We start from the raw sequence: 23,759 nt of genomic DNA, 5'->3' as shown, positions 1-23,759 counted from the left end.
AAAAATAAAAACAGTTATAGTTGCAATTAATTACAGCAGTTGGCAATTAATAACAATTAAGATAAAGCCAATAGCAAAAGTTCCAACTATTGAATAAAATCCAAAAAAATCTGGAGTAGATATCATGGCACAGCCAAATAAACGAGCTGAACAAGCAACTGAAGAGCGCGAGAATTCCAGCGATTTGCCTCAAGAAATTACTGAATCTTACGGCACTGGCGTTATCGTTGAACCGGGATTGAAGCAATATGAAATCACAACCTTGAACGACAGCGGTTCGGAATACGGTTCGAGCAGTTCCCAACTCAGCGGCGACGATGGCGAGGTTGCGGCGGCGGAACAAGAACGTGCGACTGGCGAGGAATTGGTGGGGGGAAGCGCTCCAACTCCCGACCAAGATATGGTTGACGAACTCGGAGCTGCAGCGGGCATTGAAATGGCGGACGGAGCTATTTTGCACACAACAGATATGTTGGAACATCGAGATGAAAGTCGGTGGGAATTAGACCCAAGTTCTGCGGAAGATTATCAGGAGAGGCCGGATTTATAGGTTTATTTGTTGTTACTCTAGGGGAGCAGTTGCCTAAATATTTGATTAATAGGTAAAACGCAGATTGAAGGCCGATGCAATGCTCTTTCAATGCCGATATTTTCAAGGTTCGTAATGCGGACGACTGTCCGCACTACGAACGGCTTTCGTTATGGTCATTGACCGGATATGGTATGAATGCAAGATGTCTAATCTGCGATTGGTTAGCAGCCTCCAATTTGGACACCGGAGGCCGCCATTTGTCGCGCTTTTTGTCGGATTGGAAGTTCGATCGCAAATTCTGTTCCTTGGCCTGGTGTCGAACAACACTGCAAACTGCCGCCGTGCTTTTCTGTGACAATGTGCCAGCTAATTGACAAGCCGATTCCGGTACCTTTGCCGATCGCCTTTGTGGTAAAAAATGGGTCAAAAATACGATCGCACAACTCCTCGCTCATTCCCGGCCCGCTGTCATAAATTTTAATGATTGCTGTGTTGGAGTTGCTGACTTTCGTACAAATCCGAATCACGTAGGGATTTGCTTTAATTTCCTCGAAGTTTTTTTCACTGCAGGATTCTTCTATCGCATCGATCGCATTAGCTAAAATATTCATAAATACCTGATTGATTTCCCCGCCGCAGCACTCTACATTTTTTAAATTGGGGTCATACTCTTTAATAACTTCAATCGCGGGACGGTTCGCCTTAAATTTCAGCCGATTGTGCAAAATCATCAGCGTGCTGTCGATACCTTCATGAATATCAATCAACTCCATTTCTCGCCCTTCTTGCCGCGAAAAATACCGCAGAGACAGAATTATCTCGCGAATGCGATCGCCCCCTATCTGCATCGAGCTGAGTATTTTCATCAAATCTTCCTGGATGAATTCTAGCTCCACGGCTTCTGCTGTTGATGTGATTTCCGGTGCCGGAGCGGGATAGTGCTGTTGGTAAAGTTCCAGCACCTTGAGAATATCTTCAGCATAATCGCGAACGTAATTGAGATTGCCGCAGATAAAATTCACCGGATTGTTAATTTCGTGAGCAATTCCTGCTACCATTTGCCCCAAAGCCGACATTTTTTCGCTTTGAATTAATAGCGATTGAGCGTGCTTGAGATCGTGCAGGGACTTCTGCAAATTTTCCTGTATTTGTTGCCTGTGGTTAACCTCTGCTTGTAGCTGCAGGTTGGCTTGAGAAAGTTGCACCGTGCGATCGTCCACCCGTTGTTCCAACTCAGCAGCCAGTTGTTCCAGCTTAATTTGAGCTTGTTTGCGATCGACAATTTCCTGCTCCATCTGCACATTTTGCTGCTGAAGTTTTTGAGTCAGCTTGCAGACGCTCAAATGCGCTTTAGCGCGAGCTAAAACTTCTTCATTTTGAATCGGCTTAGTAACGTAATCAACAGCCCCTAAACTAAATCCCTTTACCTTATCTTCCGTCTCATTCAGCGCCGTCATAAAAATCACCGGAATCTCTTTGGTCAAATCGCCAGCCTTCAAACGCCGGCAAGTTTCAAAACCGTCAATTCCCGGCATTAGCACGTCCAACAAAATCAAATCTGGCAGCGAGTATTCAGCTTTTTTGATCGCGCTCTCTCCCGTCCGCGCCACTAACACTTTAAATCCCGATTCCGTCAAAAAATCAAACAGCAATGCCAAATTATTCGGGTTATCATCAACGATCAAAATTGCGCTTTCTTCCCAAGATAAGATGCTCATAGTTTTACTAATTCCTGTATTTTTCTACAAATTCTAAAATTTTTTCTTCTTCAAAGTTTTTAGCTAATTGATTGAGATGGTTGGCGAAAGAGACATATTTAATATCAAGTTGTGCCAATTTTTCTGCTTGTTTTTGAATACCTCCTAAGTCACCCATCATGGCTAATTCAAAGAGTAAATCGATTTGCTCTGCCGGAGGAGCAATGATTTCTTCATGCTGAATTTGAGATTGGTTGTGAAAAACTTCAGATTCCGCGTTCGGGTATTGCAGCTCCTCGCAAATCCATTCTAAACCCAAATGAACTTGCAAGCAATTTAAAAGTTCCTCAGCCCGGATCGGCTTGGGAATAAAAGCATTGCATCCTACTGATAGACTTTCCTGCTTTTCCGCTTCCATAATACTAGCAGAAGTGCCGATTGCCACCACATTTTGCAGTTGGGGCAACTTCCGAATTTGCCGCATCGCTTCAAATCCGTCCATCACCGGCATCACCAAATCAATCAAAATACAATCCGGTTGAAATTCTAGAGCTTTATTCACACAATCTTGACCGTTGGTCGCCTCAATTATTTCAAAACCCAACGGTTCCAGTAGATGAATTAAAATCGAGCGATTTTCCCACCGATCGTCCGCCATAAAATTTTCTTATCAGCACCCTTGAAACCCTTAATATTTTTGGGATAATACTTATTATTTTGAGCTGGGTTGTCAACTGCCAGCAACTCCAACTCAAAGGAGAAAATGCTACCTCTGCCTAAGGTGCTTTCTACTTTCAATTCACCGCTCATAATCTCCACTAATTGGCGGCTAATCGCCAATCCTAAGCCTGTTCCCTCAGTATGGCGCGGACTATTACCTACCTGTTCAAAAGGTGCAAATATCTTTAGCAATTCATCGGTAGCGATGCCAATTCCCGTGTCTTCTACTTGAAACCGAATCTTCACGTTCGCAGTAAGAACTTCAGTCTGGGTTCCATCCTTTACACAATCGACTGCGGAAACCTTAAAAGTAACTCCACCCCTTTCAGTAAATTTAACTGCATTGCCAATTAAATTAATTAAAATTTGCCGTAACTTCTTTTCATCAGCCAAGATTGTAGCGGGAAGAGATGAAAGATATTCGCAATTAAAAGCTATATTTTTTTGACCGGCTCGGATGCTAAAAATGGCAGTTATGCTTTGAATAAAATCTAGAAAATTAAATTCTGTTGGCACGAGTTCCATTCTTCTAGCTTCGATTTTAGAAAGGTCTAAAATATCCTCTATCAAAGCGAGCAAGTGTTCGCCACAGCGGTGAATAACGCCAATTCCCTCCTGTTGTTGGGCTGAGAAATGTTTGTCGCGCTTAAAGATTTGAGCGTAACCTAAAATGCCGTTGAGGGGCGTTCGCAATTCGTGGCTCATGTTAGCTAAAAATTCGCTTTTGGCGCGGCTGGCATCTCGCGCGTTGGCTTCGGCTTTTTGGCGTTCTTGAATTTCTTCGGAAAGCAGGGCATTTTTTTCGTTTAATTCTTGGGTGCGTTCTTTAACTTTTGCTTCTAGGGTAAGGTTGTATTCTGCTAGTTGTTGGTTCGCCGTTGCTAAGTTTGTGTAAAGGCGGGCATTTTCCAGGGCGATCGCAGCTTGGGAAGAAAGCAGTTTTAATACTTCCAATCGATCGGGAGTAAAAGCGCCTGCGATCGAATTATTTTCTAAATAAAGGATGGCTGTTAATTTGCCTTGATAGACGATCGCCACGCATAACACCGATTTCGGCTGGTGTTCGATAATGTAGGGGTCGTTGTTGAAAATTGCTTCGCTGCAGGCATCGTGGAGGACAATATCTTCGAGAGTGCGATCGACAAAATTGATGACCGATCGCGGATACGGATAATCCAAGCCCGCGCCCGATAACACTCGCACATCTGCGCCCGCTTCTCCCGCAGCCTCGATCGCAAAATCACCGTTTTTCGGCGCGATCAGATACCCACTTTGGGCACCCGCATTTTCCAGCACAATCTGCATCAATTTTTGCAGCAAAGCATCGACGACAATTTCGCCGGAGATAGCAAGAGATGCTTTCATAACTGTCGCGAAATCTAAAGCTTTGTGACTGCCAATAACGGTTGCAAAAGTTGCATTCACAGTCTGGCTGCTACTTGTTAAATTTTCACTTTCCGGCCTCCGTACAATTAACTGCGGATATCGTTCCTCTAAATCAGCAACCTTAGCATTCGCACCCCAGCGGATATAACCGTAGTAAGCGTCAGTCATGTAAACCTTAGCAATTTTCTGCCTACCGAGAGAAAGATAAAACTCGGCGGCTAATTCATTAGCCAAAGCTTCTTCCTGAATGTATTCCTGTTCGCCGGAATGTTGAATTGCGCGATCGTAAAAATCCATCGCCCGGTCTTTTTCTCCCAACACCCGCGCCTTTTCTGCCTCAACTAACTCGTATTTGTGCTGGTAATTCATCGGTGCGTGGTGCGCCCTTTTCTGCATTTTTTCCTGATTCGCTGCTACCTGCATCAAATGTTTTTCCTGTTCTGCACTGTCAGCAGTTGGATACACAGCCAGGAGTGCGAGGGAATAGTAAAAATTGTGCGTACCTAGCATCATGAAGCCAATTGCTGCTGGTGCATATTTGGCTGCTACAGATCCATCAATAACTGCTTGTTCTGGCTTTTTAAATAAGTAATTTAGCAGCAATTTAGCAAGATAATAATTAAAATTTGACAGATAATTGTTAACTTGTGGCAGGCGAGCCAATATTTCTGTCCCTTTAAAATCTTTACCTGTTGATTGAGATTTGTTTGGGTATATATCTCGCAAATTTAAAATAATCCCCCCCCATATTCCCAGCATTTCTAGAGAAACGTCTTGTTTTACATTCTGTGCTAAAGTGAAGTATTGTAATTGTTTTTGTAGTGCCTTTTCTAAGGGTTCTCCAATCAAAAATGAAGCAGAACAACTGTTGAGAGCAGAATAACAAGTATATTCCATATCTCCTGTTTCTAGACCGCTTTGTATCGCCTCGCTCAAAGGTGCGATGATCTCCCTACCGTGTTCTTTCGAGTGGCGGATAAAAGTGTTAAACATAGTATAAACTTTGCATTTCAGTTCTTTAGCATTAAATTGCTCTAATAACTTCAAACCTAATTGTCCCGAATGATATCCAGCGTCTATATCTCCTAAGGCCCCAGTCAGCAACAAGCCATACCAACTATAGGCGATCGCCCCAAGTGCTGAATTACCCCGTTTAATCGAAAAATCAACCATTGTGAAGACAATTTGCGGCAATAGTTCTGGTTGTGTTGTAAAAACAGAAGAAAGCAGAACCGAAAGTATACGCATTATCGCCAACTCATAGTCATCAGTCATTACCGGAATATTTTCTAGTTCCTCAATCTGAGGTAAATTAACTCCACCCAAACCCTCTGGGGGGATTTCCAACAGGGAAAATTCCAACATTTCCAAAGCTTTTAAACCAGTATCGATGGCTTTCAGCATCTGGTTTTGAGATATATAAGACTGGATTTGGAGTTCGTAAACCTTAACTTTGTCGAGCAGGATAGTGGCTTGTTGCAACAAGATATCGGCTAATTCTTGCGATCGCCCAAAGTTAGTATTGAGATATTCAGCCTCCGCCGCTTCTACGTGCAGGTTCAGCGTCAAGTCATAATCCGTCTGCCAACTTGACCCTATACTTACGGGGGACTGAGGGGAATTAATCAGTTCCAAACCGACATTTAAATATCTGACAGCAGCTTCGTAAGCATTGGATGCTTTAGCTTTTTTACCAGCAATCAGATTCAGTTTTGCCAGTTGATCTTTTGCGGATTTTTCTGTGAGTAATTCAACACCAAAATTAAGTTGATTGACAATATCAAAGACATTTTCTTCAATCTCGGAGACGGGAGTATTCTCCAGCAGCAGTTGACCGATTGTGAGGTGCGTTGCTTGCTTGGCCTCATCGGGAATCAAAGAATAAGCTGCTTGCTGCACTCTGTCGTGCAAAAACTTGTAGCCAACCTTAACATCTTGCAGCCCCGACAGCCCGGTTTCCGAACCTTCAAAAACCAGCGGAATTTTGTAATCGTTGCTCAGCGGCAAAATTAGCCCTGCCTGAAGAGCATCCCAGAGACTTAATGCTGTTTCTTTTTGAGATTTTTGGCTGACAATTGCCAGGACTTCTAAATTAAACCGGTTGCCAATACAGGCCCCTAATTTTAAGGCTGACTGCGCTGCAGCGGACAACTTCCGAATATTTCGAGCGATTAACTCTACGACATTGCAGTCAGTAATCCCGATTGCTTGGATGTGCCCGATATCCCACTGCCACCTACTCGATGGAAAATCGTAAACTAACAGTGTTTCTTGATAAAGAGTTCTGATTAACTGAGTCAGAAAGAAGGGATTTCCTTGGGTTTTGTTAAAAAGTAGCTCTGCTAAAACTTTGATGTTTGGGGAAATTTGGCTTTCTAAAGTTTCAGAAATTAATTGCTCTACATGACTCAAATCTAAGGGATTCAAAACAATATTAGTGACTTTTGCTGGAAGTCCTGCATCATTTTTTTGGATGTTTTCGATGGTTTGAATCAGCGGATTGGTGGCGCTGACTTCGTTATCTCGATAGGCTCCAATTAGCAGCAAATATTTGCTTTCTGAATCCGTCACTAGCAGTTCAATGAATTTCAGCGATGCGGAATCTGCCCACTGCAAATCGTCGAGAAAAACCACTAGCGGGTGTTGTTTGGCAGTAAAAACGCTAAGGAATTGTTTAAACACCAGATTAAATCGGTTTTGCGATTCTGCCGGCCCCAATTGCGGGACTTCCGGCTGTTTCCCGATAATTAGTTCGACTTCGGGAATCACGTCTGTGACAACTTTACCGCTGGTTCCCAAAGCGGCTAGCAATTTTTGTTTCCAAGTCTGAATAGATGCTGCACTTTCTGTTAGCAACTGCCGAATCAATGACTGGAATGCTTGAATTAGGGAAGCGTAGGGAATGTTGCGCTTGAATTGGTCAAATTTACCGGAGATGAAATAGCCGCGCTGCCGAACAATGGGTTTTTGAACTTCATTTACCAAGCAGGATTTGCCGATGCCGGAGTAACCGGAAACCAGGATTAATTCGACCCCCCCTGCCCCCCTTGCTAAGGGGGGTGAAGAAAGCCCTGAAAGCCCCGCTTTACCAACGGAATGCCACTCCGAAATTCCCCCTTGAACAAGGGGAATTCGCTCCGAAATCCCCCCATTAACAAGGGGGGATTGGGGGGGTTCTACACCGCTAACTCTCTCGAAAGCGCTGAGTAAAGCGGCGACTTCAGCTTCTCTACCGTAGAGTTTTTGGGGGATGAGGAGTTGACCGGCGCGATCGGCATTTCCGGCAGTAAAATCAGATATATTGCCAGTAGCTTGTAGTTGCGCCAGACAAGTTTCGAGGTCAAATCTCAGCCCGTCAGCGCTTTGATACCTATCTTCCGCCATCTTCGCCAACAACTTCATCACGATGGCAGAGATTGCTTCGGGAATTTCCGGCTTCAAACTGCGGGGAGTGGGGGGGATTTTAGCGATGTGACAGTGAACTAATTCTAAAGGGTCGATCGCCCTAAATGGCAATTCACCAGTCAGCATCTCGTAAAAAGTAACACCCAAGGAATAGAAATCGCTGCGGTAATCAATTGCCCGATTCATTCTACCAGTTTGTTCCGGCGAAATATAAGCTAACGTACCTTCGAGCAAATTGGGATAGCTGGGAGTTGCGTTTTCTCGAACCAAGTGCGAGGAGATGCTGAAGTCAGTAATTTTGACCTGATAGGTTTCGGGATGGATAATAATATTGTGCGGTTTAATATCTTTGTGAATTATTTGGTTTTGATGGATTTTGCCTAAACTTTTGGCTAGTTCAACGGCAATTTCCAGAAATTGTTTTAAGTCAAGTTTGGTCGCCATTAAAAAAATAGATAAAGCCAAGCCTCCAAAATCTTCTAAGGTCAGCGCTACACCATTTTGATTGGTTTCTAGACGGTAGCAATTGACAATTTCTTCGATATCTTTCAGATTTTCTCGGATTTTATATTCATGTCTCAATCGGGTAATTTCTTCCAGAGTTGGATACTCGCTGTTCAGGGTTTTGACGATGACTGGCAAATCCTGTTCTTGCCAGATTCCCCGATAAATTGCAGTATTGACACCAGAGTAAATCTTTTCAGTGATTTGATAGCCTGTTAGTAAAATCATAGTTTAATAAATTTGAATTTAAAGGGTTTGCAGCCCATTTGCACGAGTTGTACTATTGACGAAAGTTAATTAGTTGTGTCAGAGGGGTGGTCGGCGCGGGCGATCGCAAAACTTCCGAGATATACTCAAGCTTAGTACAAGTCTCAGAGCTTTGTCATTAGTTATTTAACTTAATCTTTAAACAGGCTTGGTACTTGCGTGTTATTGCGTAGGGAAAATGTGCTAAATTTTACTTAATTAAATGAGATTCTGCGGTTGAAACCGCCGTCTTATCTTCTTCCTAATGACCAATGACCAATGACCAATGACCAATGACTAATGACCAATGACCAATGACTAATGACCAATGACCAATGACAAATTACCAATGACTAATGACAAATGACCAATGACCAATGACTAATGACCAATGACCAATGACTCCTCAATCATTGCGAGTCAAACCCTGAAGGCTAACTTGCAAAACCGACAAACCTAAAATCAGCAAAAATAACACTAGGGCGATGGTACAAGCATAACCAATTTCCAAATCCTTAAAAGCCCGTTCGTAAAGATAATAAACAACAGTCTTAGAACTATTGCGAGGGCCGCCCTGAGTCATAATATAAACTTCTTCAAAAACCTTAGTAGCAGAAATCGCCGAAATCACCGCCACCAAAACTAAATAAGGCTTCATCAGCGGCACAGTAATATCCCAGTGTTTCCGCAAACCTTCCGAACCATCAATCGCAGCAGCTTCGTAAAGTTCTGCCGGAATAGATTGCAGCCCCGCCAAATAAATCACCATGTAATAACCCAAGCCTTTCCATATAGTAACTGCCATCACGCTAAAGAGTACCACCTTGGGGTTTGCCAGCCAAGAAACCGGAGGTAAACCTAACAATTCCCCCAACTGATTCAGCAATCCAGTTTCAGCAAACAGCCACTTCCAAGCAATCCCGGCGACAACCATCGAAATCACCGCAGGCGTGTAGTATGCTGCGCGGAACCAGTTCATCCCCCGCAGCTTTTGATTGCACAAAATGGCCATTCCCAGCGGTATAACAACCAATACAGGCACTACACAGATCAGATACAGCAGCGTATTGGTCAAAGTTTGCCAAAAAGTGCGATCGCGCCACAACCGATCGAAATTCTTCAAACCCACCCACTGCGGCATTTGAGTTAAATCGTATTCGTAATTAGTAAAACTCAAATAAAAAGCTTGCAGCGCCGGCCACAAAACCGTTAAAGTCAAAATAAACAAAGCCGGAAACAAAAACAAATAAGGCGTCAGATTTCGTCGGGAAAAATTCAAATGCATAAATTAGTTGTTATTGGTTATTAGTTATTAGTTATTATTTTACTCATCATACCAAATCTAGTTTCATCGGAATGATTAAACCGCGAAGACGCGAAAAGCGCGAAGGAAGAACTGCATCTTCTTCTTCCTCTTCCTTCGTGTTCTTTGCGTCTTCGCGGTTCGTTTAATCTTATTCCATAATTGTTATTTAACCCCAGAAAACAAAGCCTCCCAATCTCCCGGAGAACGAGAATCTTCCCCCTCTTTTACCTCAAATGTCACCTTACAAGCCTGCGGTTCTGACAAAGCTTGCACGCACAATTCTGCAATATCTTCCCGGCTAACTTTACCTCGAATATTGTCTCCTTGCTCGAATATCAAAGCTTTGCCGCCCGCTTCTTCAGTCAAAGCACAAGGTCTGACAACAGTATAAGGTATGCCGCTCGATCGCACGCAATCCTCACCTTTCAACTTCCAAGTCAAAATTCCCCCCAACATATCATTCATCCTCACAGCCGGCGGTTCCTCTTCCAAATTAAGTCCAGGGCGGCCCGGGCGCGTCACTCCAGCCGAACTCACCATCACAAATCGCGGCAACGTCTGCCCGCCATCAGCTTTAATAGATTCTAATTCCAGTTGAAAAACGCCCGGTGTAAATTTTGGATTCAGCCCGCCGTCGTATTCAAACTTGCTCAGCATTAACTGAAAAGAATAAATATTGCTCGGATCTAATTTCGAGCCATCTTTCACAGTTTTCGCCCGGAATACTGGAATTAACTTATCGAAGGGAACGGTGACAGTAATCCAAGTATTGTAAACAGTATCAAACGAATAGCTATAGCCAATGCCGTCCCATTTAGCCTCGCTACGCACGATCAACTTGTAGCGCTTACCATCCCCTTTTACCCGCAGTTGGAGGCCGCTAAATCCTGTGAGATTGAGGGGAGAATCGAAGTTTCGGGTGCGGACGGAAGCAAAGCCGCCGGAGTTTGCCGTGGAAACATTGCCCGTGAATATAGCTGTACTGTCTGTAAGGACGATCGAACTTTCGCTAGTGCCGCCCATCACAACATCGTCGAGAGCGCCCCAAGTTTCTTTTAAATCTTGGGTAGGTTTTGTGAAGTCGAAAATGATTTTTTCGCCTGCTTTAACGAGCTGGCTGCGAACAGCTTGCACTAAATTCTTGATGCCTTTGTATTCAACTATTTCGGGAACATCCACAACTTCCGGCATATAAAACTTGATGCCTTGATAGTATTTTTCCCTGGTTGGGGTGTCTCCTTCTACAGGTTGAACTTTGGTGCCGGTGCAGCAGATAACTGCATCTACCCCCTCGGTTACTAAGGGCGTTAGCGTCTCGGCGAGAGTGATATCTCCTTCGACTAATTCAACATTTTTTCCGAGAATTTCTGTTGCTCTTTTGGTATCTCTGACGAGACAGCGGACTTTATATCCCCGCTGTTGCAGCCGCTTGACAACTCGCTTTCCCACCCCGCCAGTCGCACCGGCTACGAGTACGAGTTTGGGTTCGTCTTTTTTCTGGTTGCTGCTGCTTCCGAACAGTTGTTGCAGCCAGCTAATGCTGCCAATGAAGGGAATAACGCCGAAATAAGCCAAGGTTTTGACAAATCTGCCGGCATCCCATTGGGCGGTATTTTTTTCTGTCACAGTCGCTTCCTCAAATTTGGCTCAAATCTACTTAGCTGCTTTTGTATTTTAGTCGAATTTTCGATTTGTGGATTTGGGAGGCGATCGCACTTTTTTTCATTTAACAATCGGTTTCGGATGAATTTGTCTCAGCGGAATCTCAATAATCAACTCGGTTCCCTCTCCGGGGGCAGAAATGCAGCTCAATTTGCCGCCGTGTTGTTTCACCACAATTTCCCAGGAAATTGCCAAACCTATTCCTGCACCTTTACCCACCGGTTTGGTGGAAAAAAACGGCTCAAATATTTTCTGGCGGACTGTTTCTTCCATACCCCAACCGTTGTCCTCGATCCGAACTTTTACGGCTTTTTCTTCCGAACAAACTTCTGTCACGATCCGAATTTGTCCGCTCTTGGCTGGCTCTTCTTTGCCGCCGCGCTGCGACGATAAGTGCTTGTTGACAAAGGCATCTTCTAGGGCATCAATTGCATTTGTCAGCACATTCATAAACACTTGGTTAATCTCAACTGCGTAACACTCAACCAAAGGCAGAGAGCCATATTCTTTGATGAGATGAATTGCAGGGCGATTCCCAAGGGGATAGCTTTGCTTCACGGGCTTCGGCTTAAGTCGGTTGCTCAAAATCAACAAAGCGCTGTCCAATCCATCGTGAATGTCAACTGGTTTAATCTCTGCTTCGTCAATTCTAGAGAAATTTCGCAGCGACTGAACTATCTCGCGGATGCGGTTAGCTCCTACTTTCATTGAACCCAGCAACTTGGGTAAGTCTTCAACTATAAACTCTACTTCTGCTGCTTCTATTTCTACTTTAATTTCTGGCGAAGGCGAGGGATAGTGCTGTTCGTAAAGCTGCAATAAATTGATGAGTTTTTCGCTGTATTCGTTGGCATAGGTAAGATTTCCGTAAATGAAATTAATCGGGTTAGTGACTTCATAGGCTACCGCCGCCACCAACTGTCCCAAACTCGACATTCTTTCGCTTTGCACTAATTGAGTTTGAGCGCGCTTAAGCTCAGACATCGCTATTTTTAAATGAGCGGTTTTTTCGCGTTCTCTGGCGACAGATGCTTCTAATGCTGTATTTAATTTGTTGAGTTTGTCGGCTTGGCGCAGGACTATATTAATCATTGCTTTTTTTAGTTCCAATGCTGCTTCTATTTCGCATGGTTTCCAAGGCAATGATTGGCAACTAACATTTTCTTTCCACAGCTCGAAGGATTTGCGAGGAGACAGTCTGGGGCTGCCATCTTCATCTATTTCAAGTTTTTTGTTGGGGTTTCCCGCCCAATTGACTGTCTGAATTACTTCTGGGCGAAACCACAAAACGTATATTTTTTGAATTGGCGATATTGCTACGGCTAAACACCCGCTGACTGTATCTTTAAAAGCCTCAGCTTCTGGATAGAATTTGGTCAACGAGTCTGTATAAAATATTTCTTTTTTGAGGTTTTTTTGCACCCAATTAGTTAAGCATTTAAGAGATTCTCCTTGAGGTGTTTCTCCGATTCGATAGCAATTGTCTCCAAATATTATTGCTGCTCCCTGGGCGTTGACTGCTTCCAGCAAATTGTGCTGGCATTTACCGAACACTTCTGACAAGTTTTCGGCGGTTGATATGTCTTCAAAAATCTTGGTTTGAATTGATTTTAAATAAAGTTTGTAATCGTAGTCTTCGTTTCCTTCTTTTGATTGCAGTTCTAAGGACATTACTTGTCCGATAAATTCGCAGGCGGCGCGCACTTCATAGTTGAGATATTTTGGTGTATAGTTGTGGCAAGCAATCAATCCCCACAGTTTTTGATCTTTGATTAATGAAATTGACATCGAAGCTGTCACACCCATATTTTGCAGGTATTCTATGTGAATGGGAGAAACGCTTCTCAATACGCAAAAGCTGAGGTCTACAGGTTTGTTGGGAATAGAATTGTTGCCGGAGACGAGGGGGACTGGTTGATAATTAATATCGGGAATCAACCTCAACCAATTTAACGAATACAGTTTTCTGGCTTGTTTTGGAATATCTGTATTGGGGTAGTTTAATCCTAAGAAAGGAGTCAGGTTTTCTGCTTTGTCTTCGGCGATGACAGCGCCGTTACCGTCGGGGTCAAATTGATAGACCATTACTCTATCAAATTGGGAAATTCTTCTGATTTCTTTGACAGTTTGCTGACATAAATTTTGGAGATTTGTGGCGTTTTGAATTTGGCTGACAGTGGATCTTACTGAATGATAAAAGCTAAATACCGAAAGACTTTCTGTGGTAGTGGCTAATTCTAATTCGACCATCAAAACTCCTTCTGTTCGGTGGAGTATGCAGTCAAATTTTAATGATTTACCTGCTTGTTCGATGGAGACTTTAATGGGATTGACGGTTTTTAAGTTTTCCTTTTCCAAGCAAGCATTAAATTTTTCTAGCTGAGCGCGATCGAATAATAAGCTCAAATTTTGACCGATCGCACTTTTGGCATCGAATCCCAACAACTCTTGCGTATTTTCGCTAACTTGCAGTATTTCTAGTTCAGGTTCTCGCACAACAATTAGCACCCCGTGCGGCTGAATGTGTCCCGATAGGTGAATGGGCTCTTTGTCGCAGTTTGTTAAGTCAACTTCTTCGAGTGCTGGGATTGTGATTTGTCGATTCATTTTCTCTATTTGGTTCTGTAAAATTTTGAGAGGGTTCTATAGATTTGAGATTTGAGTCGTGGGGGCGGGTTGATATCTCTAGACTGGTGGATTGATTTGTTGGTGAGGGGAGCCCCTACTATAATTTGTCGGGCGTTACCTTGGTAGTTGCTAGAAAATGGGCTTTGCAATCATCTCCAGAAGTGTTCGATCGCGTAACGGCTCGATTCCTTGACTGACCCTAGCAATTAATCATCCGAGCGTCCGCTAGTCGAAAACGATCTAGTCAAAAATCAACCAGCAGTTGTGTTGCTGCTCTACCGGCCCGGGCATTCTAGATATTTTTGCAGACTTGGCTCTTCAGTTGCGATCGATCCCCCCTGTTAATTATGCCAGCACTTCTTACTATTCTTCAAGAACTTTTAATAATTTTCCACAAAGTTAATTTTGTGGTAAAATATGGCTCGCTGGAACGGGGAGAGAGAGATGTGTCTTCCGACCGGCCCTGGGAGGAAAATATTAAGTTAAGCTAATGATGACAGGAGCTGAAAGTCAAGTTACGTTAAGCTCTTTAAGTATATCCAACAGGCCCGACAATTAGACTAATGCTCGACTTCAATACAGCTACTCAGTTTTCCCATACCTACTGCATAGGTATCTGTGCTTTTTTAGTTCCGGCAAACTTGCTGACTACTTTGCAAACAGGGATTTTGATCGGACTAAACCGACCTCGAATGCAAGTTTGGGCGTCTGCTGTTGTGGCTGGATTTTGGGCTGCCGCAATGTTATTTCACGTTTTTACCTGGTTCGCGATCGGGGTTGTAATGCCTCCGACATACATCTTGCTAGCTATGGCGATCGCTTGTCTGACTATCAATATCTGGGCAGTGGCGCATCCTTCCAGCATGATGCAATTAATTAAAGTTGTGATATCAGCTTTCAGGGGGATTTTAGAAGAAGGAAGAAGGAAGAAGGAAGAAGTCATTAATCATTAATCATCAGTCATCAGTCATTAGTCATTAGTCATTAGTATTAGTCCTGTCCCCCGCGAGCTTTCCGTACAACGTCATCAGGAAGAAGGAATAAGGAAGAAGAAAGAACTTGGCATTTGATAGCATTAACAAGGAAGAAAGAAGAATTTGATAGCGAGCTATATCAAAAGTTTGATGGAGAATATTGATTTTTTCTAAAATATTCCTTGGTGGCTAATCCTGGTTCGCAATCTGATTTTTATAATCCTTATTCTGGTTCGCGATCGCGACAATCTTCATCTTCCGGGCCGCGGGGATGGATCGTGCAGTTGAGCGCATGGCCGCCGTCGCTTCTGCCGTAATAGTAGCGACATCCGTTGCAAATTGCGGGAGGCTCGATCGCACTTGGGTAAAGCGGATAATCCGTCACCAGTAACGAAAAGTCTCGCTGAGTCTGAAAAGTCCCGATAATAGCGCCCGAGAGTTCGACAGCTTGGCGGATGTTTTCGATCCTGGTGTAAGGAGGCAGGTAAATGTCAAGATAAAGGCGAAGGCCATCGCCTTCTTGCTCGTGGCGAGTAATAGTACCTCGGAGCAAACCGACGCGCGACGCAATGGCGGAGGAAAATTCATCCAATGATGTGCAGTAACCGGAGAAAATGTGAATGTGTTCGTCGGTAGTAACTCTCACAGTCAGGCGAGTCGGAATCAGCACTCTCAAATAAGCGTCGAGTTCGTCAAAAACCGGTTCAGCGAGGGAGAGCATTTGATTTGCATCTTCGTGGTTGAGGCCAAAAAATTTAGAAACCTTGTGCATGAGGGCTGCTAAAATATCAGATACTTCAGTTAACAGCGATTGCAGCCTGTTATCAACGGCGATCGGACATTCTCTAAGCACTTTTAAATAATCCTCCAAGCGATGGGCAATTCGCTGAATGCTGCTAAATCCGAGCATAGCAGCTCCCCCTTTGATCGAGTGCGAGGCTCGGATGAGCTGGTGTATTCTTTGGGGAGCTTGCACAGTGTTTTGCAGGCCAAGCAAGCCTTGTTCGATGATTTGGATGTGTTCTGTGGCTTCTTCTAGAAAGTAGCCGATGACCCGCTGTAATTGTTCTGGCAGCATAATTTTATTCTCCGAAATGCACCCAAATATTATTAGTCATTAATTATTAGTCATTAGTCATTAGTCATTTTAGCTGCTCGCGAAGTCGAAGGCTAGTCATTCGTCATTGGTCATATCACGTTCGGTCTACGATCGTAACAAAAAAGGTTCCTAGTGCAGACTAAATTCCGTTCCCGGATTGCGGACTTTAGTCCGCACTACCAACCAATTCTGCCAGGGAATTTATTCCCTGAGAGCAGGCGTGTAAGTCGGTTAAAACCCACCCATTTTCTGGGTTTTTTAGTTTTTTTTAACCCAATGCGAGCTAGTCGGTAAACGAAAAATCCAAAATGTGATTAATCACAAGCCCTTGTAGGAGGGAAAGGAAAAATTAATTGCCCTCGCTGGCAATCTCCTCGCGCGTAAGTCCGAGGTAACTATCAACCTGTATGCTGTTTGCTATAAACTGTGGAAACTCCTTGATATGCTCCCCACTGATTTGTATTTTGTAGCTCTAATCTTTTTTATTCTGACTCACGCCAACTGTAGTGGCAAGGCTGAGAATTCTTAACTGTTGACTGTGCTTTTTTTTGCTCCGACTGTAGCGGTTGCTACGCCAAATAGCAGTATCGCAGCACCTGCGAGTACCGCCAGCGCGGGCACTTCCCGAAACAGCAAATAACCCAAAAAACTCGCCGCTACTGGTTCAAACAATACGGCAAGAGTTACTATAGTTGGGGAAATTTGCACTACGGCCCAGTTTAAAATGGTGTGGCCGATTAATTGAGGCAAGACAGCCGTCAACAAAATATAAAAATATACAATGTGCGAATAATCGGTATAACGGGTGCCCAAGGCGAGGGGGAGAGGCAGCAGGACGATCGCACTAACAGTATAGGCGATCGCGATATAACCGCCAATTCCCAGTCCCCGCCGCTGAGCTTCGCGCCCCAACAGCAGGTACAAGCTGACAGCCCAGGAACCAGCCAGAGCCAGGAAATCGCCTAGGAGTTTACTGCTGCCGGCACTTTCTGCGCCCGCACTCCCCAGGGCGATCGCCATTCCCCCTGCAAGGGCTATAGTAATGCCAGCGATCGACATTTTGGTGAGTTTTTCGCCAAACCAGAAGCGCGACAACAGCGCTATCCAAACCGGAGTTGTGGTGACGAGGGCTGTCGAAGCCGCAATCGAAGTATAAGAAAGTGAGGTAATCCAGAGAGCAAAGTGCAGGGCGAGACACAAACCAGCCGCCGCAGCATAGCGCCGAGCTCCCGGTTGCAAAGAATTCCACTGAATTTTCTGCCAAGCCGGAAGCAGAATTAAGGAAGACAAACTCAAGCGAGAAGCGGCGAGGATCAGACTGAAACCGAGGCCGCCCGCGCCTGCTTCCATGTTCGCCAGCCGAATTAAAATCGAAGAAGTTGAGACTGCCAAAACGCCGATAATTAACAATAGGGCGATCGACCAATTCTGCGGTTGTTTCGGAAAATTCATTTTTTCGAGAATTGGTAATGGGGAATTGGTAATTGGTAATTAGTAAAATCTAGATCCCAATCTGTGCAGCCAATCATAACTTTTAATTTTATCTTACCTTCTCCTCTCTTTCTTCGCGTTCTTTGCGCCTTCGCGGTTCGTTAAAAAAAAGCCCATCGCCAATCCTTAAAAATTACCACAATCAAAAACAACAATCTAGAGCGCGCCTAAAATAACCTTAAATCTGCTATAGTTTCAATACCGCAGGGCAGGGCGGGTTTATGAGATTGTAGATTGTGGGCAATTATTGTTGGCGAACCCGCCCCTACAAAATTCAACATCACACAAGTCCGAATCATTTCGTTTTTAGTTGCATCGGTATTGTTCCAACAGTCAACAGCCAACAGTCAACAGTCAACAGTCATTCCGGTTGAACCGGAATTTATCTTACAAAGTATAACTATCTATGGCTCCTACAGTTTTGATTACAGGCGCTTCTCAAGGAAGCGGCAAAGCAACGGCACTGTTATTTGCCAGCAAAGGTTACGATGTAGTGATGGTGGCTCGCGAGCCAGAGAGATTGGCAGCAGCAGCGGCTCAGGTGCAGCGTGAAGGCACTTCCGCTTTCCCTATTGCGGGGGATGTGGGCGACATTCAACAAGTGCGGGCGATCGTCCAAAAAGCCCTAGATACTTGCGGAAACATTGATGTTTTGGTGAATAATGCCGGGATTTGTCTCGCGGGGGCGATCGAGCAAACCACCTCCGAAGATTGGCAGCAATTAATGAATACCAATTTTTGGGGCTGCGTTAACACAATTCAAGAACTTTTACCACATTTTCTCGATCGCAAAACGGGTACAATCGTCAATGTTGGTTCCATAGGCGGCAAAATGCCCTTGCCTCAAATGACCGCTTATTGCGCCAGCAAATATGCAGTAACCGGTTTAACAGAAACTTTGCGATTGGAATTAGCGCCCCGAGGCATTCACGTTTGTGCCGTACATCCGGGTTTGATCGACAGCGATTTTTTGGAAAGAGCTCAATTTCGCGATCGAGACGAACCAGCAGTCGAATTGCGCCGCCAACAAATGACCGAAATGTTGAAATCAAACTGGGCTTCTCAGCCGGAAGATATTGCTAAAGCAATCTGGGATGCTGTAAAGAATCAGCGTGCAGAAGTTACCGTCGGCCCAGCTTTCTTTGCATCGGAAGCCTATCGATTATTCCCCGGTTTGATGCAATTATTCATGGGTAATTAGTCATGGTTATTAGTTATTAGTTATTAGTTATTAGTTATTAGTTATTAGTTATTAGTTATTAGTTATTAGTTATTAGTTATTAGTTATTAGTTATTAGTTATTAGTTATTAGTTATTAGTTATTAGTTATTAGTTATTTTAGCCGAAGAGCGAAGTCGAAGGTTAGTCATTCGTCATTGGTCATTAGTCATAGCAGTTTTCACTTTCGATGAGCGATCGCGCAATCTTTCAATCCTTCAATCCTTCAATCTAGGCCTGTACCTTTTTGAGAAAGGCTATATTAATTATTAGTGCTGTCCCCCACGAACGTTATTAGTGCTTGTCAGCAGGCAGAACCCGATCGCGCTTCAGGGGCGAAAAAAAGCCTCTGTTGACCTCTCTGCTTCGGGAGAGAGGAGTGTGGCAGATAGTTTGAGTTATTAAATTTAAATTTCTCAAAAAATAGACGGTTCAACCAGACCAAATACTATTATAATGACAAAAAAACCAGAAAATATCACCATGCAAATCACAGCATTAGCAGCAAAAAAAGCAGGCGGGTTGCTTGAAGAATACAAATTTGATGTCGCAGCGCCCAAGGTGCACGAATGTCTAATAAAAGTGTTAATTTGTGGCATCTGTCACTCGGATTTGCACATGATTGACAACGATTGGGGTCAATCAAAATATCCCCTGGTTCCCGGTCACGAAGTTATCGGAGAAGTGGCAGAAATAGGGTCGCAAGTGACTCATTTAAAAGTAGGCGATCGCGTTGGTGTCGGCTGGCAAAGGTCGTCTTGCTTGCATTGTCGCGACTGCTTGCGCGGTAACGAAAATCTCTGCGATGAAAACCAGGGATTAATTGTTACAGGGCCCGGCGGTTTAGCCGATTATTTAATGGTAGATTCCCGCTTTGCTTTTCCTATTCCCAAAGGCATCGATTCCAAAGTAGCCGGGCCGTTGCTGTGTGGCGGAACTACTGTTTACGCCGGTTTGCGAAACGCGGGAATGAGTTCTGGGCAAGAAATCGGCATTCTCGGCATCGGCGGTTTGGGACATCTGGCCGTGCAATTTGCTAAAAAATTAGGCAACCGCGTTACAGTTTTTACTACTTCCCAAGATAAGGCAGAATTTGCCCATAAAATGGGGGCGGACGAAGCTATTGTAGTAGGAAAAGGCGAAGTTCCTCAACCGCCTAGCAGTAAATTAGATATTTTGTTGAGCACTGTTCCTGCTGCTTTGGATTGGGTTCCCTACATTGATTTTCTCGATTCTGACGGTGCCCTGGCTTTTGTGGGAGTTCCCGACGCACCTTTGAGTATTCCGTTATTTTCGCTGCTGGCGAAGCGCCGCCGAATTACGGCTTCTCCGATCGGCGGTCGCGCTATGATTCATGAAATGCTGTCAGTTTCAGAGAAGTTTGGAATTGAGCCGATTGTCGAAGTTTTTGCGATCGCACAAGCGAATGAAGCAATCCAGAAAGTCCGCGACAATAAAGTGCGCTATCGCGCAGTTTTGACAGTAAGTTAGATCCTTAGTAAGGTGCGTAATTCGCACCCCAGACCTACAAATTACAGCAGAGAACTAGCATTAATCAAACGGCCGGTTAAATCAGCAGGCGTTACATTCAGCACAGTACCCAACAAAGCCTGATTAGAACCAAATCTAATATTAGTAGCTTCCACGCGCCCGTTGCCGTCTGGATCGAGACTTTCCTGCGAGATACCGCCCTTGGCTAACAAACTCATTCCCCCCGTTATAGTTCCAGGATTTAGCAGCAGCAGTCTCGGATCGTCCAAGCTATAACTTGTCTGTTCCAAGAAGACAAGAGTAGTGCTAAAATCCACACTAAGTCCGATAGAATCATTCGACTTATCAAAGTCCACAATTACTGCATCAGGAACTTCTATTCCCCCTACTCCCATTCCCGCTTGATCGACTCGAAAAACAAAAACATCTCTCCCCGCACCTCCTTTGTAAATATCCACATCTCTGTCGCCAATTAAAGTATCGTTACCATCACCGCCAACTAACAAATCAACACCTTGACCGCCGCGCAGCAAATCATTTCCCACACCGCCATCAATAAAATCGCTATTTCTATCCCCTGTCAAAACATCATTCCCACTTTTTCCCAAAATATCGTCATCACCTTTGCCGCCGTAAATAGAATCATTGCCGGGCCCGCCTGACAGACTGTCCTTACCATCGTTGCCGAAAATCCGTTCTGCATCCGATGAACCCGTGACAGTATCATTGCCGCCCAGCATCCAAACTCCCCCAGAAAAACTAGCAAGTTGTCCCGGTACAAGTGTAATATTTTCAGGAGAATTGTCTCCTACCAAACGAGAGATGCGTGAACGATCGGGAGTGAGTACCATAGTTGTAAATTTTTTGCGATTAATGGATATCTGACAATTATTTCCATCTTGGCACAGCCGATCGCAAAATCGCAGATTAAAATAAAAGTTAAAATTAAAGTTAAAATTAAAGCCGATGTCAATTATCTTTGTAGAAGACTTGAGCAAAGTTTATCCAGTAGCGATTAAACAACCGGGACTTAAGGGAACAGTCCAGCACTTTTTTAACCGCACTTACCGCAATATCAAAGCAGTTGACGGCGTTTCTTTCAGTATTGAACCCGGAGAAGTGGTGGGGTTTCTCGGCGCTAACGGTGCGGGCAAAACTACGACGCTGAAAATGCTGACTGGTTTAATTTATCCCTCTGATGGTACAGTGACAGTGTGCGATCGCACTCCCTTCCGCCGCCAAGCAGATTTTCTGCAAAAAATTACCTTAGTGATGGGGCAGAAACAACAGTTAATTTGGGATTTACCAGTGCTCGATTCTCTGCGAATCAACGCCGCTGTCTATGGAATTTCCGATGCAGATTATCGGCGGCGAGTCGGAGAATTGACAGAAATGCTGTCACTAGAAGGCAAGTTAAATCAAGCAGTGCGAAAGCTATCTTTGGGCGAACGCATGAAAGCAGAATTCATGGCTGCCTTGCTGCACCAGCCGGAGGTATTATTTTTAGATGAACCGACTTTAGGTTTGGATATCAACGCACAGTTTAGCGTCAGGCAATTTCTCCGGGAATATAACGAGCGCTATCAAGCAACGGTACTTTTGACAAGTCACTACATGGCTGATATTACTGCTTTGTGCAAGCGCGTTTTGTTAATCCATGAAGGGCAATTAGTTTATGATGGCAGTTTGGACGGATTGCTCGACAGGTTTGCACCTTATCGGGAAGTTCAAGTAAAATTAGCCGAACCCTTGGCCAAAGATAGCGCTTTTGGTTACGGCGAGGTAGAATCAATTGAAGGTAATTCCGTGCGGTTTTTGGTAAAAAGGGAGGAACTGACGGTAAGCGTGTCGAAGATTTTAGCAGAATTAGAAGTTATCGATTTGAGTGTTACCGATCCGCCAATTGAAGAGGTAATCGGTCGAGTTTTTCGCACGGGTAAAGTGTAGATCTTACTCCTATCTCCCTTGACAAAGGGAGCAAACAACCGTCAAACATTTTCTTTGTTAAGGGGTCAAGAAAGCATCAAATTATCTTTTAAGAAAGGGGATTTCGGGAGATCGTGATTTATTATTACCAGCCTTTTTACCCTGCTCGTGTCTCGTTACCAGAATCTGCCTGGTAGCGCACATTAAGAATCTCTACCTATTTCTTCTTTCCTTGAGTTAAATTCAGTATTCTTTCAGTGAAAATGAATATGAAAAAAAACATTAAAATTGCTAAAACTTTGCTCGTCACCTACTACGCTTATATGCTCGAATACCGGGAGGAATTGTTTTTGTGGGCGCTGTCGGGAGCTTTGCCGTTTATCTTGATGGGTGTGTGGATGCAAGCGGCCGAAAGTGGTGAATTTGCGCTGAAGCAGATCGACTTTGCCCGTTACTTTTTAGCAGCTTTCATAGTCAGACAAACTAATGTGGTTTGGGTGATTTGGGAGTTTGAAAAAGAAGTCGTGGAAGGTAAGTTATCTAATAGATTGTTGCAGCCTCTAGATCCCGTATGGCATCACTTCGCATCTCACGTTTCCGAAAGGTTTGCGAGGCTACCGTTTGTATTAGGATTAGTGCTGCTATTTTTTGCACTTTACCCGCAGTCTTTTTGGCTGCCGAGTTTGGGCAGATTTTTGCTGTTTTTGTTGGTTCTCGTTTTCGCTTTTTGTTTGCGGTTCCTGATTCAGTATACCTTTGCGCTGTTTGCTTTTTGGATCGAGAGGGCAAGTGCGATCGAACAATTCTGGTTTTTAATGTACCTGTTTTTATCGGGACTTGTCGCGCCGCTAGAAGTGTTTCCCCCAGCCGTGCGCGAAGTAGTTTTGTGGACACCGTTTCCTTATTTAATTCATTTTCCCGCTGCAATCTTGATAGGATTGCCCGTAGATGTAGGCCGCGGTTTACTGGTAATGTTGGGTTGGAGTGCGGTGTTTTTTGTGTGGAATCGCTGGCTGTGGCGGCAGGGTTTAAAGCAGTATTCCAGCATGGGAGCTTAAATAATCATTAAAATTTAAAAAATTGTAGAGTGCGTCCCAGTAAGATATCGATGGTTTTGGGTAGGTGTGCGATCGCCTCCAACGATCGCCCCGAATACAGGTGTTTGTGCTTTGGTTGCTGCAAAACAAGTGGGGATTTTGCGAGTCGGAAACGGTGATGAAGTTAATGCTTTGAGCAATTACCGCCTGAATTGTTCGATCACCCTCCGCCAAAACCCAATATTTCTGTGGGTGCTGGCGGCTTTTGCATTGAGGCGCGACGCTGGTAAATAATTGTGGTATAAAATAGAGTCGATCGGCTGCATACTACAATACGGAGCAGAGGAAGGTTGAAACCCCGCCAGCGTCAAACTTGCGTTTGCTTGGGCCATCGAGGGCGAACACCTTTGCGGTGTAAAGAAAATAAGGTAATTTTA

16 protein-coding genes are annotated in these 23,759 nt (G+C 44.2%); 7 read left to right on the top strand and 9 right to left on the bottom strand.

What is annotated here, in order from left to right; genetic code table 11:
- Window positions 1–124 precede the first annotated feature (124 nt).
- Window positions 125–550 (top strand): DUF6335 family protein, encoded by a 426-nt coding sequence (locus IQ263_RS01875; protein WP_194065919.1) that lies wholly within the window; start codon window positions 125–127, stop codon window positions 548–550.
- Between the two features lie 203 nt (window positions 551–753).
- Here the strand turns inward: IQ263_RS01875 and IQ263_RS01870 are convergent, their stop codons facing one another.
- From IQ263_RS01870 to IQ263_RS01845, 6 genes are all read right to left on the bottom strand, one after another.
- Window positions 754–2,250, bottom strand: a complete 1,497-nt coding sequence (locus IQ263_RS01870) for a hybrid sensor histidine kinase/response regulator (RefSeq protein ID WP_194065918.1) — start codon at window positions 2,248–2,250, stop codon at window positions 754–756.
- Between the two features lie 7 nt (window positions 2,251–2,257).
- Complete coding sequence (locus IQ263_RS01865; RefSeq protein ID WP_194065917.1) at window positions 2,258–2,887, bottom strand: response regulator; 630 nt, start codon at window positions 2,885–2,887, stop codon at window positions 2,258–2,260.
- Window positions 2,851–8,472: a hybrid sensor histidine kinase/response regulator gene (locus IQ263_RS01860; RefSeq protein ID WP_194065916.1), complete on the bottom strand. Its 5,622-nt coding sequence runs from the start codon at window positions 8,470–8,472 to the stop codon at window positions 2,851–2,853. Before IQ263_RS01860 ends, IQ263_RS01865 begins: the two co-directional genes overlap by 37 nt.
- Window positions 8,473–8,896: 424 nt before the next feature.
- Window positions 8,897–9,775, bottom strand: a complete 879-nt coding sequence (locus IQ263_RS01855; protein ID WP_194065915.1) for a carbohydrate ABC transporter permease — start codon at window positions 9,773–9,775, stop codon at window positions 8,897–8,899.
- Window positions 9,776–9,958: 183 nt separating this feature from the next.
- A complete protein-coding gene (locus tag IQ263_RS01850; RefSeq protein ID WP_194065914.1) occupies window positions 9,959–11,422 on the bottom strand; it encodes a CIA30 family protein in 1,464 nt (487 codons plus the stop codon).
- Window positions 11,423–11,518: 96 nt separating this feature from the next.
- On the bottom strand, window positions 11,519–14,065 hold the full coding sequence (locus tag IQ263_RS01845; protein ID WP_194065913.1) for an ATP-binding protein: 2,547 nt from the start codon (window positions 14,063–14,065) through the stop codon (window positions 11,519–11,521).
- 584 nt (window positions 14,066–14,649) lie between these two features.
- On the opposite strand from IQ263_RS01845, the gene IQ263_RS01835 reads away from it, so the two are divergent.
- Window positions 14,650–15,039, top strand: coding sequence for a hypothetical protein (locus tag IQ263_RS01835; protein WP_194065911.1), 390 nt, complete (start codon window positions 14,650–14,652; stop codon window positions 15,037–15,039).
- 244 nt (window positions 15,040–15,283) lie between these two features.
- Here the strand turns inward: IQ263_RS01835 and IQ263_RS01830 are convergent, their stop codons facing one another.
- Window positions 15,284–16,138 carry an Hpt domain-containing protein gene (locus IQ263_RS01830; RefSeq protein ID WP_194065910.1) on the bottom strand — a complete coding sequence of 285 codons (855 nt, stop codon included), beginning with the start codon at window positions 16,136–16,138 and terminating at the stop codon, window positions 15,284–15,286.
- Between the two features lie 546 nt (window positions 16,139–16,684).
- A complete protein-coding gene (locus tag IQ263_RS01825; protein ID WP_194065909.1) occupies window positions 16,685–17,611 on the bottom strand; it encodes a DMT family transporter in 927 nt (308 codons plus the stop codon).
- A gap of 445 nt (window positions 17,612–18,056) precedes the next feature.
- Between IQ263_RS01825 and IQ263_RS01820 the strand changes: the two genes are divergently transcribed.
- Window positions 18,057–18,851 carry an SDR family NAD(P)-dependent oxidoreductase gene (locus tag IQ263_RS01820; protein WP_194065908.1) on the top strand — a complete coding sequence of 265 codons (795 nt, stop codon included), beginning with the start codon at window positions 18,057–18,059 and terminating at the stop codon, window positions 18,849–18,851.
- A 473-nt stretch (window positions 18,852–19,324) separates the two neighbouring features.
- Complete coding sequence (locus tag IQ263_RS01815) at window positions 19,325–20,359, top strand: NAD(P)-dependent alcohol dehydrogenase (RefSeq protein WP_228049722.1); 1,035 nt, start codon at window positions 19,325–19,327, stop codon at window positions 20,357–20,359.
- A gap of 41 nt (window positions 20,360–20,400) precedes the next feature.
- Here IQ263_RS01815 and IQ263_RS01810 read toward each other — a convergent pair whose 3' ends face one another.
- The gene (locus tag IQ263_RS01810; RefSeq protein WP_194065907.1) at window positions 20,401–21,210 is read right to left on the bottom strand and encodes a calcium-binding protein; all 810 of its coding nucleotides are present in this window, start codon (window positions 21,208–21,210) and stop codon (window positions 20,401–20,403) included.
- Window positions 21,211–21,325: 115 nt separating this feature from the next.
- Here IQ263_RS01810 and IQ263_RS01805 point away from each other — a divergent pair, with 115 nt between their 5' ends.
- The 3 genes from IQ263_RS01805 to IQ263_RS28125 all read left to right on the top strand — a co-directional run bounded on the left by IQ263_RS01805 (window position 21,326) and on the right by IQ263_RS28125 (window position 23,616).
- Window positions 21,326–22,306: an ABC transporter ATP-binding protein gene (locus tag IQ263_RS01805; protein ID WP_194065906.1), complete on the top strand. Its 981-nt coding sequence runs from the start codon at window positions 21,326–21,328 to the stop codon at window positions 22,304–22,306.
- A 248-nt stretch (window positions 22,307–22,554) separates the two neighbouring features.
- Window positions 22,555–23,343, top strand: coding sequence for an ABC transporter permease (locus IQ263_RS01800; protein WP_194065905.1), 789 nt, complete (start codon window positions 22,555–22,557; stop codon window positions 23,341–23,343).
- Between the two features lie 66 nt (window positions 23,344–23,409).
- The gene (locus IQ263_RS28125) at window positions 23,410–23,616 is read left to right on the top strand and encodes a Rieske (2Fe-2S) protein (RefSeq protein WP_228049721.1); all 207 of its coding nucleotides are present in this window, start codon (window positions 23,410–23,412) and stop codon (window positions 23,614–23,616) included.
- The last annotated feature ends 143 nt before the right edge of the window (window positions 23,617–23,759 follow it).

The organism is Tychonema sp. LEGE 06208 (assembly GCF_015207505.1).
In the GTDB taxonomy this organism is placed as follows: Bacteria; Cyanobacteriota; Cyanobacteriia; order Cyanobacteriales; family Microcoleaceae; genus Microcoleus.
This window is presented reverse-complemented; position numbering and strand designations above follow the sequence as displayed.

Bases quoted from the DNA above. Each gene is read 5' to 3' on its own strand.
- IQ263_RS01875 (WP_194065919.1), top strand. From the start codon at position 125: ATGGCACAGCCAAATAAACGAGCTGAACAAGCAACTGAAGAGCGCGAG.
- IQ263_RS01815 (WP_228049722.1), top strand. From the start codon at position 19,325: ATGACAAAAAAACCAGAAAATATCACCATGCAAATCACAGCATTAGCA.
- IQ263_RS01865 (WP_194065917.1), bottom strand. From the start codon at position 2,887: ATGGCGGACGATCGGTGGGAAAATCGCTCGATTTTAATTCATCTACTG.
- IQ263_RS01835 (WP_194065911.1), top strand. From the start codon at position 14,650: ATGCTCGACTTCAATACAGCTACTCAGTTTTCCCATACCTACTGCATA.
- IQ263_RS01855 (WP_194065915.1), bottom strand. From the start codon at position 9,775: ATGCATTTGAATTTTTCCCGACGAAATCTGACGCCTTATTTGTTTTTG.
- IQ263_RS01805 (WP_194065906.1), top strand. From the start codon at position 21,326: ATGTCAATTATCTTTGTAGAAGACTTGAGCAAAGTTTATCCAGTAGCG.
- IQ263_RS01825 (WP_194065909.1), bottom strand. From the start codon at position 17,611: ATGAATTTTCCGAAACAACCGCAGAATTGGTCGATCGCCCTATTGTTA.
- IQ263_RS01845 (WP_194065913.1), bottom strand. From the start codon at position 14,065: ATGAATCGACAAATCACAATCCCAGCACTCGAAGAAGTTGACTTAACA.
- IQ263_RS01800 (WP_194065905.1), top strand. From the start codon at position 22,555: ATGAAAAAAAACATTAAAATTGCTAAAACTTTGCTCGTCACCTACTAC.
- IQ263_RS01860 (WP_194065916.1), bottom strand. From the start codon at position 8,472: ATGATTTTACTAACAGGCTATCAAATCACTGAAAAGATTTACTCTGGT.
- IQ263_RS01870 (WP_194065918.1), bottom strand. From the start codon at position 2,250: ATGAGCATCTTATCTTGGGAAGAAAGCGCAATTTTGATCGTTGATGAT.
- IQ263_RS01810 (WP_194065907.1), bottom strand. From the start codon at position 21,210: ATGGTACTCACTCCCGATCGTTCACGCATCTCTCGTTTGGTAGGAGAC.
- IQ263_RS01830 (WP_194065910.1), bottom strand. From the start codon at position 16,138: ATGCTGCCAGAACAATTACAGCGGGTCATCGGCTACTTTCTAGAAGAA.
- IQ263_RS01820 (WP_194065908.1), top strand. From the start codon at position 18,057: ATGGCTCCTACAGTTTTGATTACAGGCGCTTCTCAAGGAAGCGGCAAA.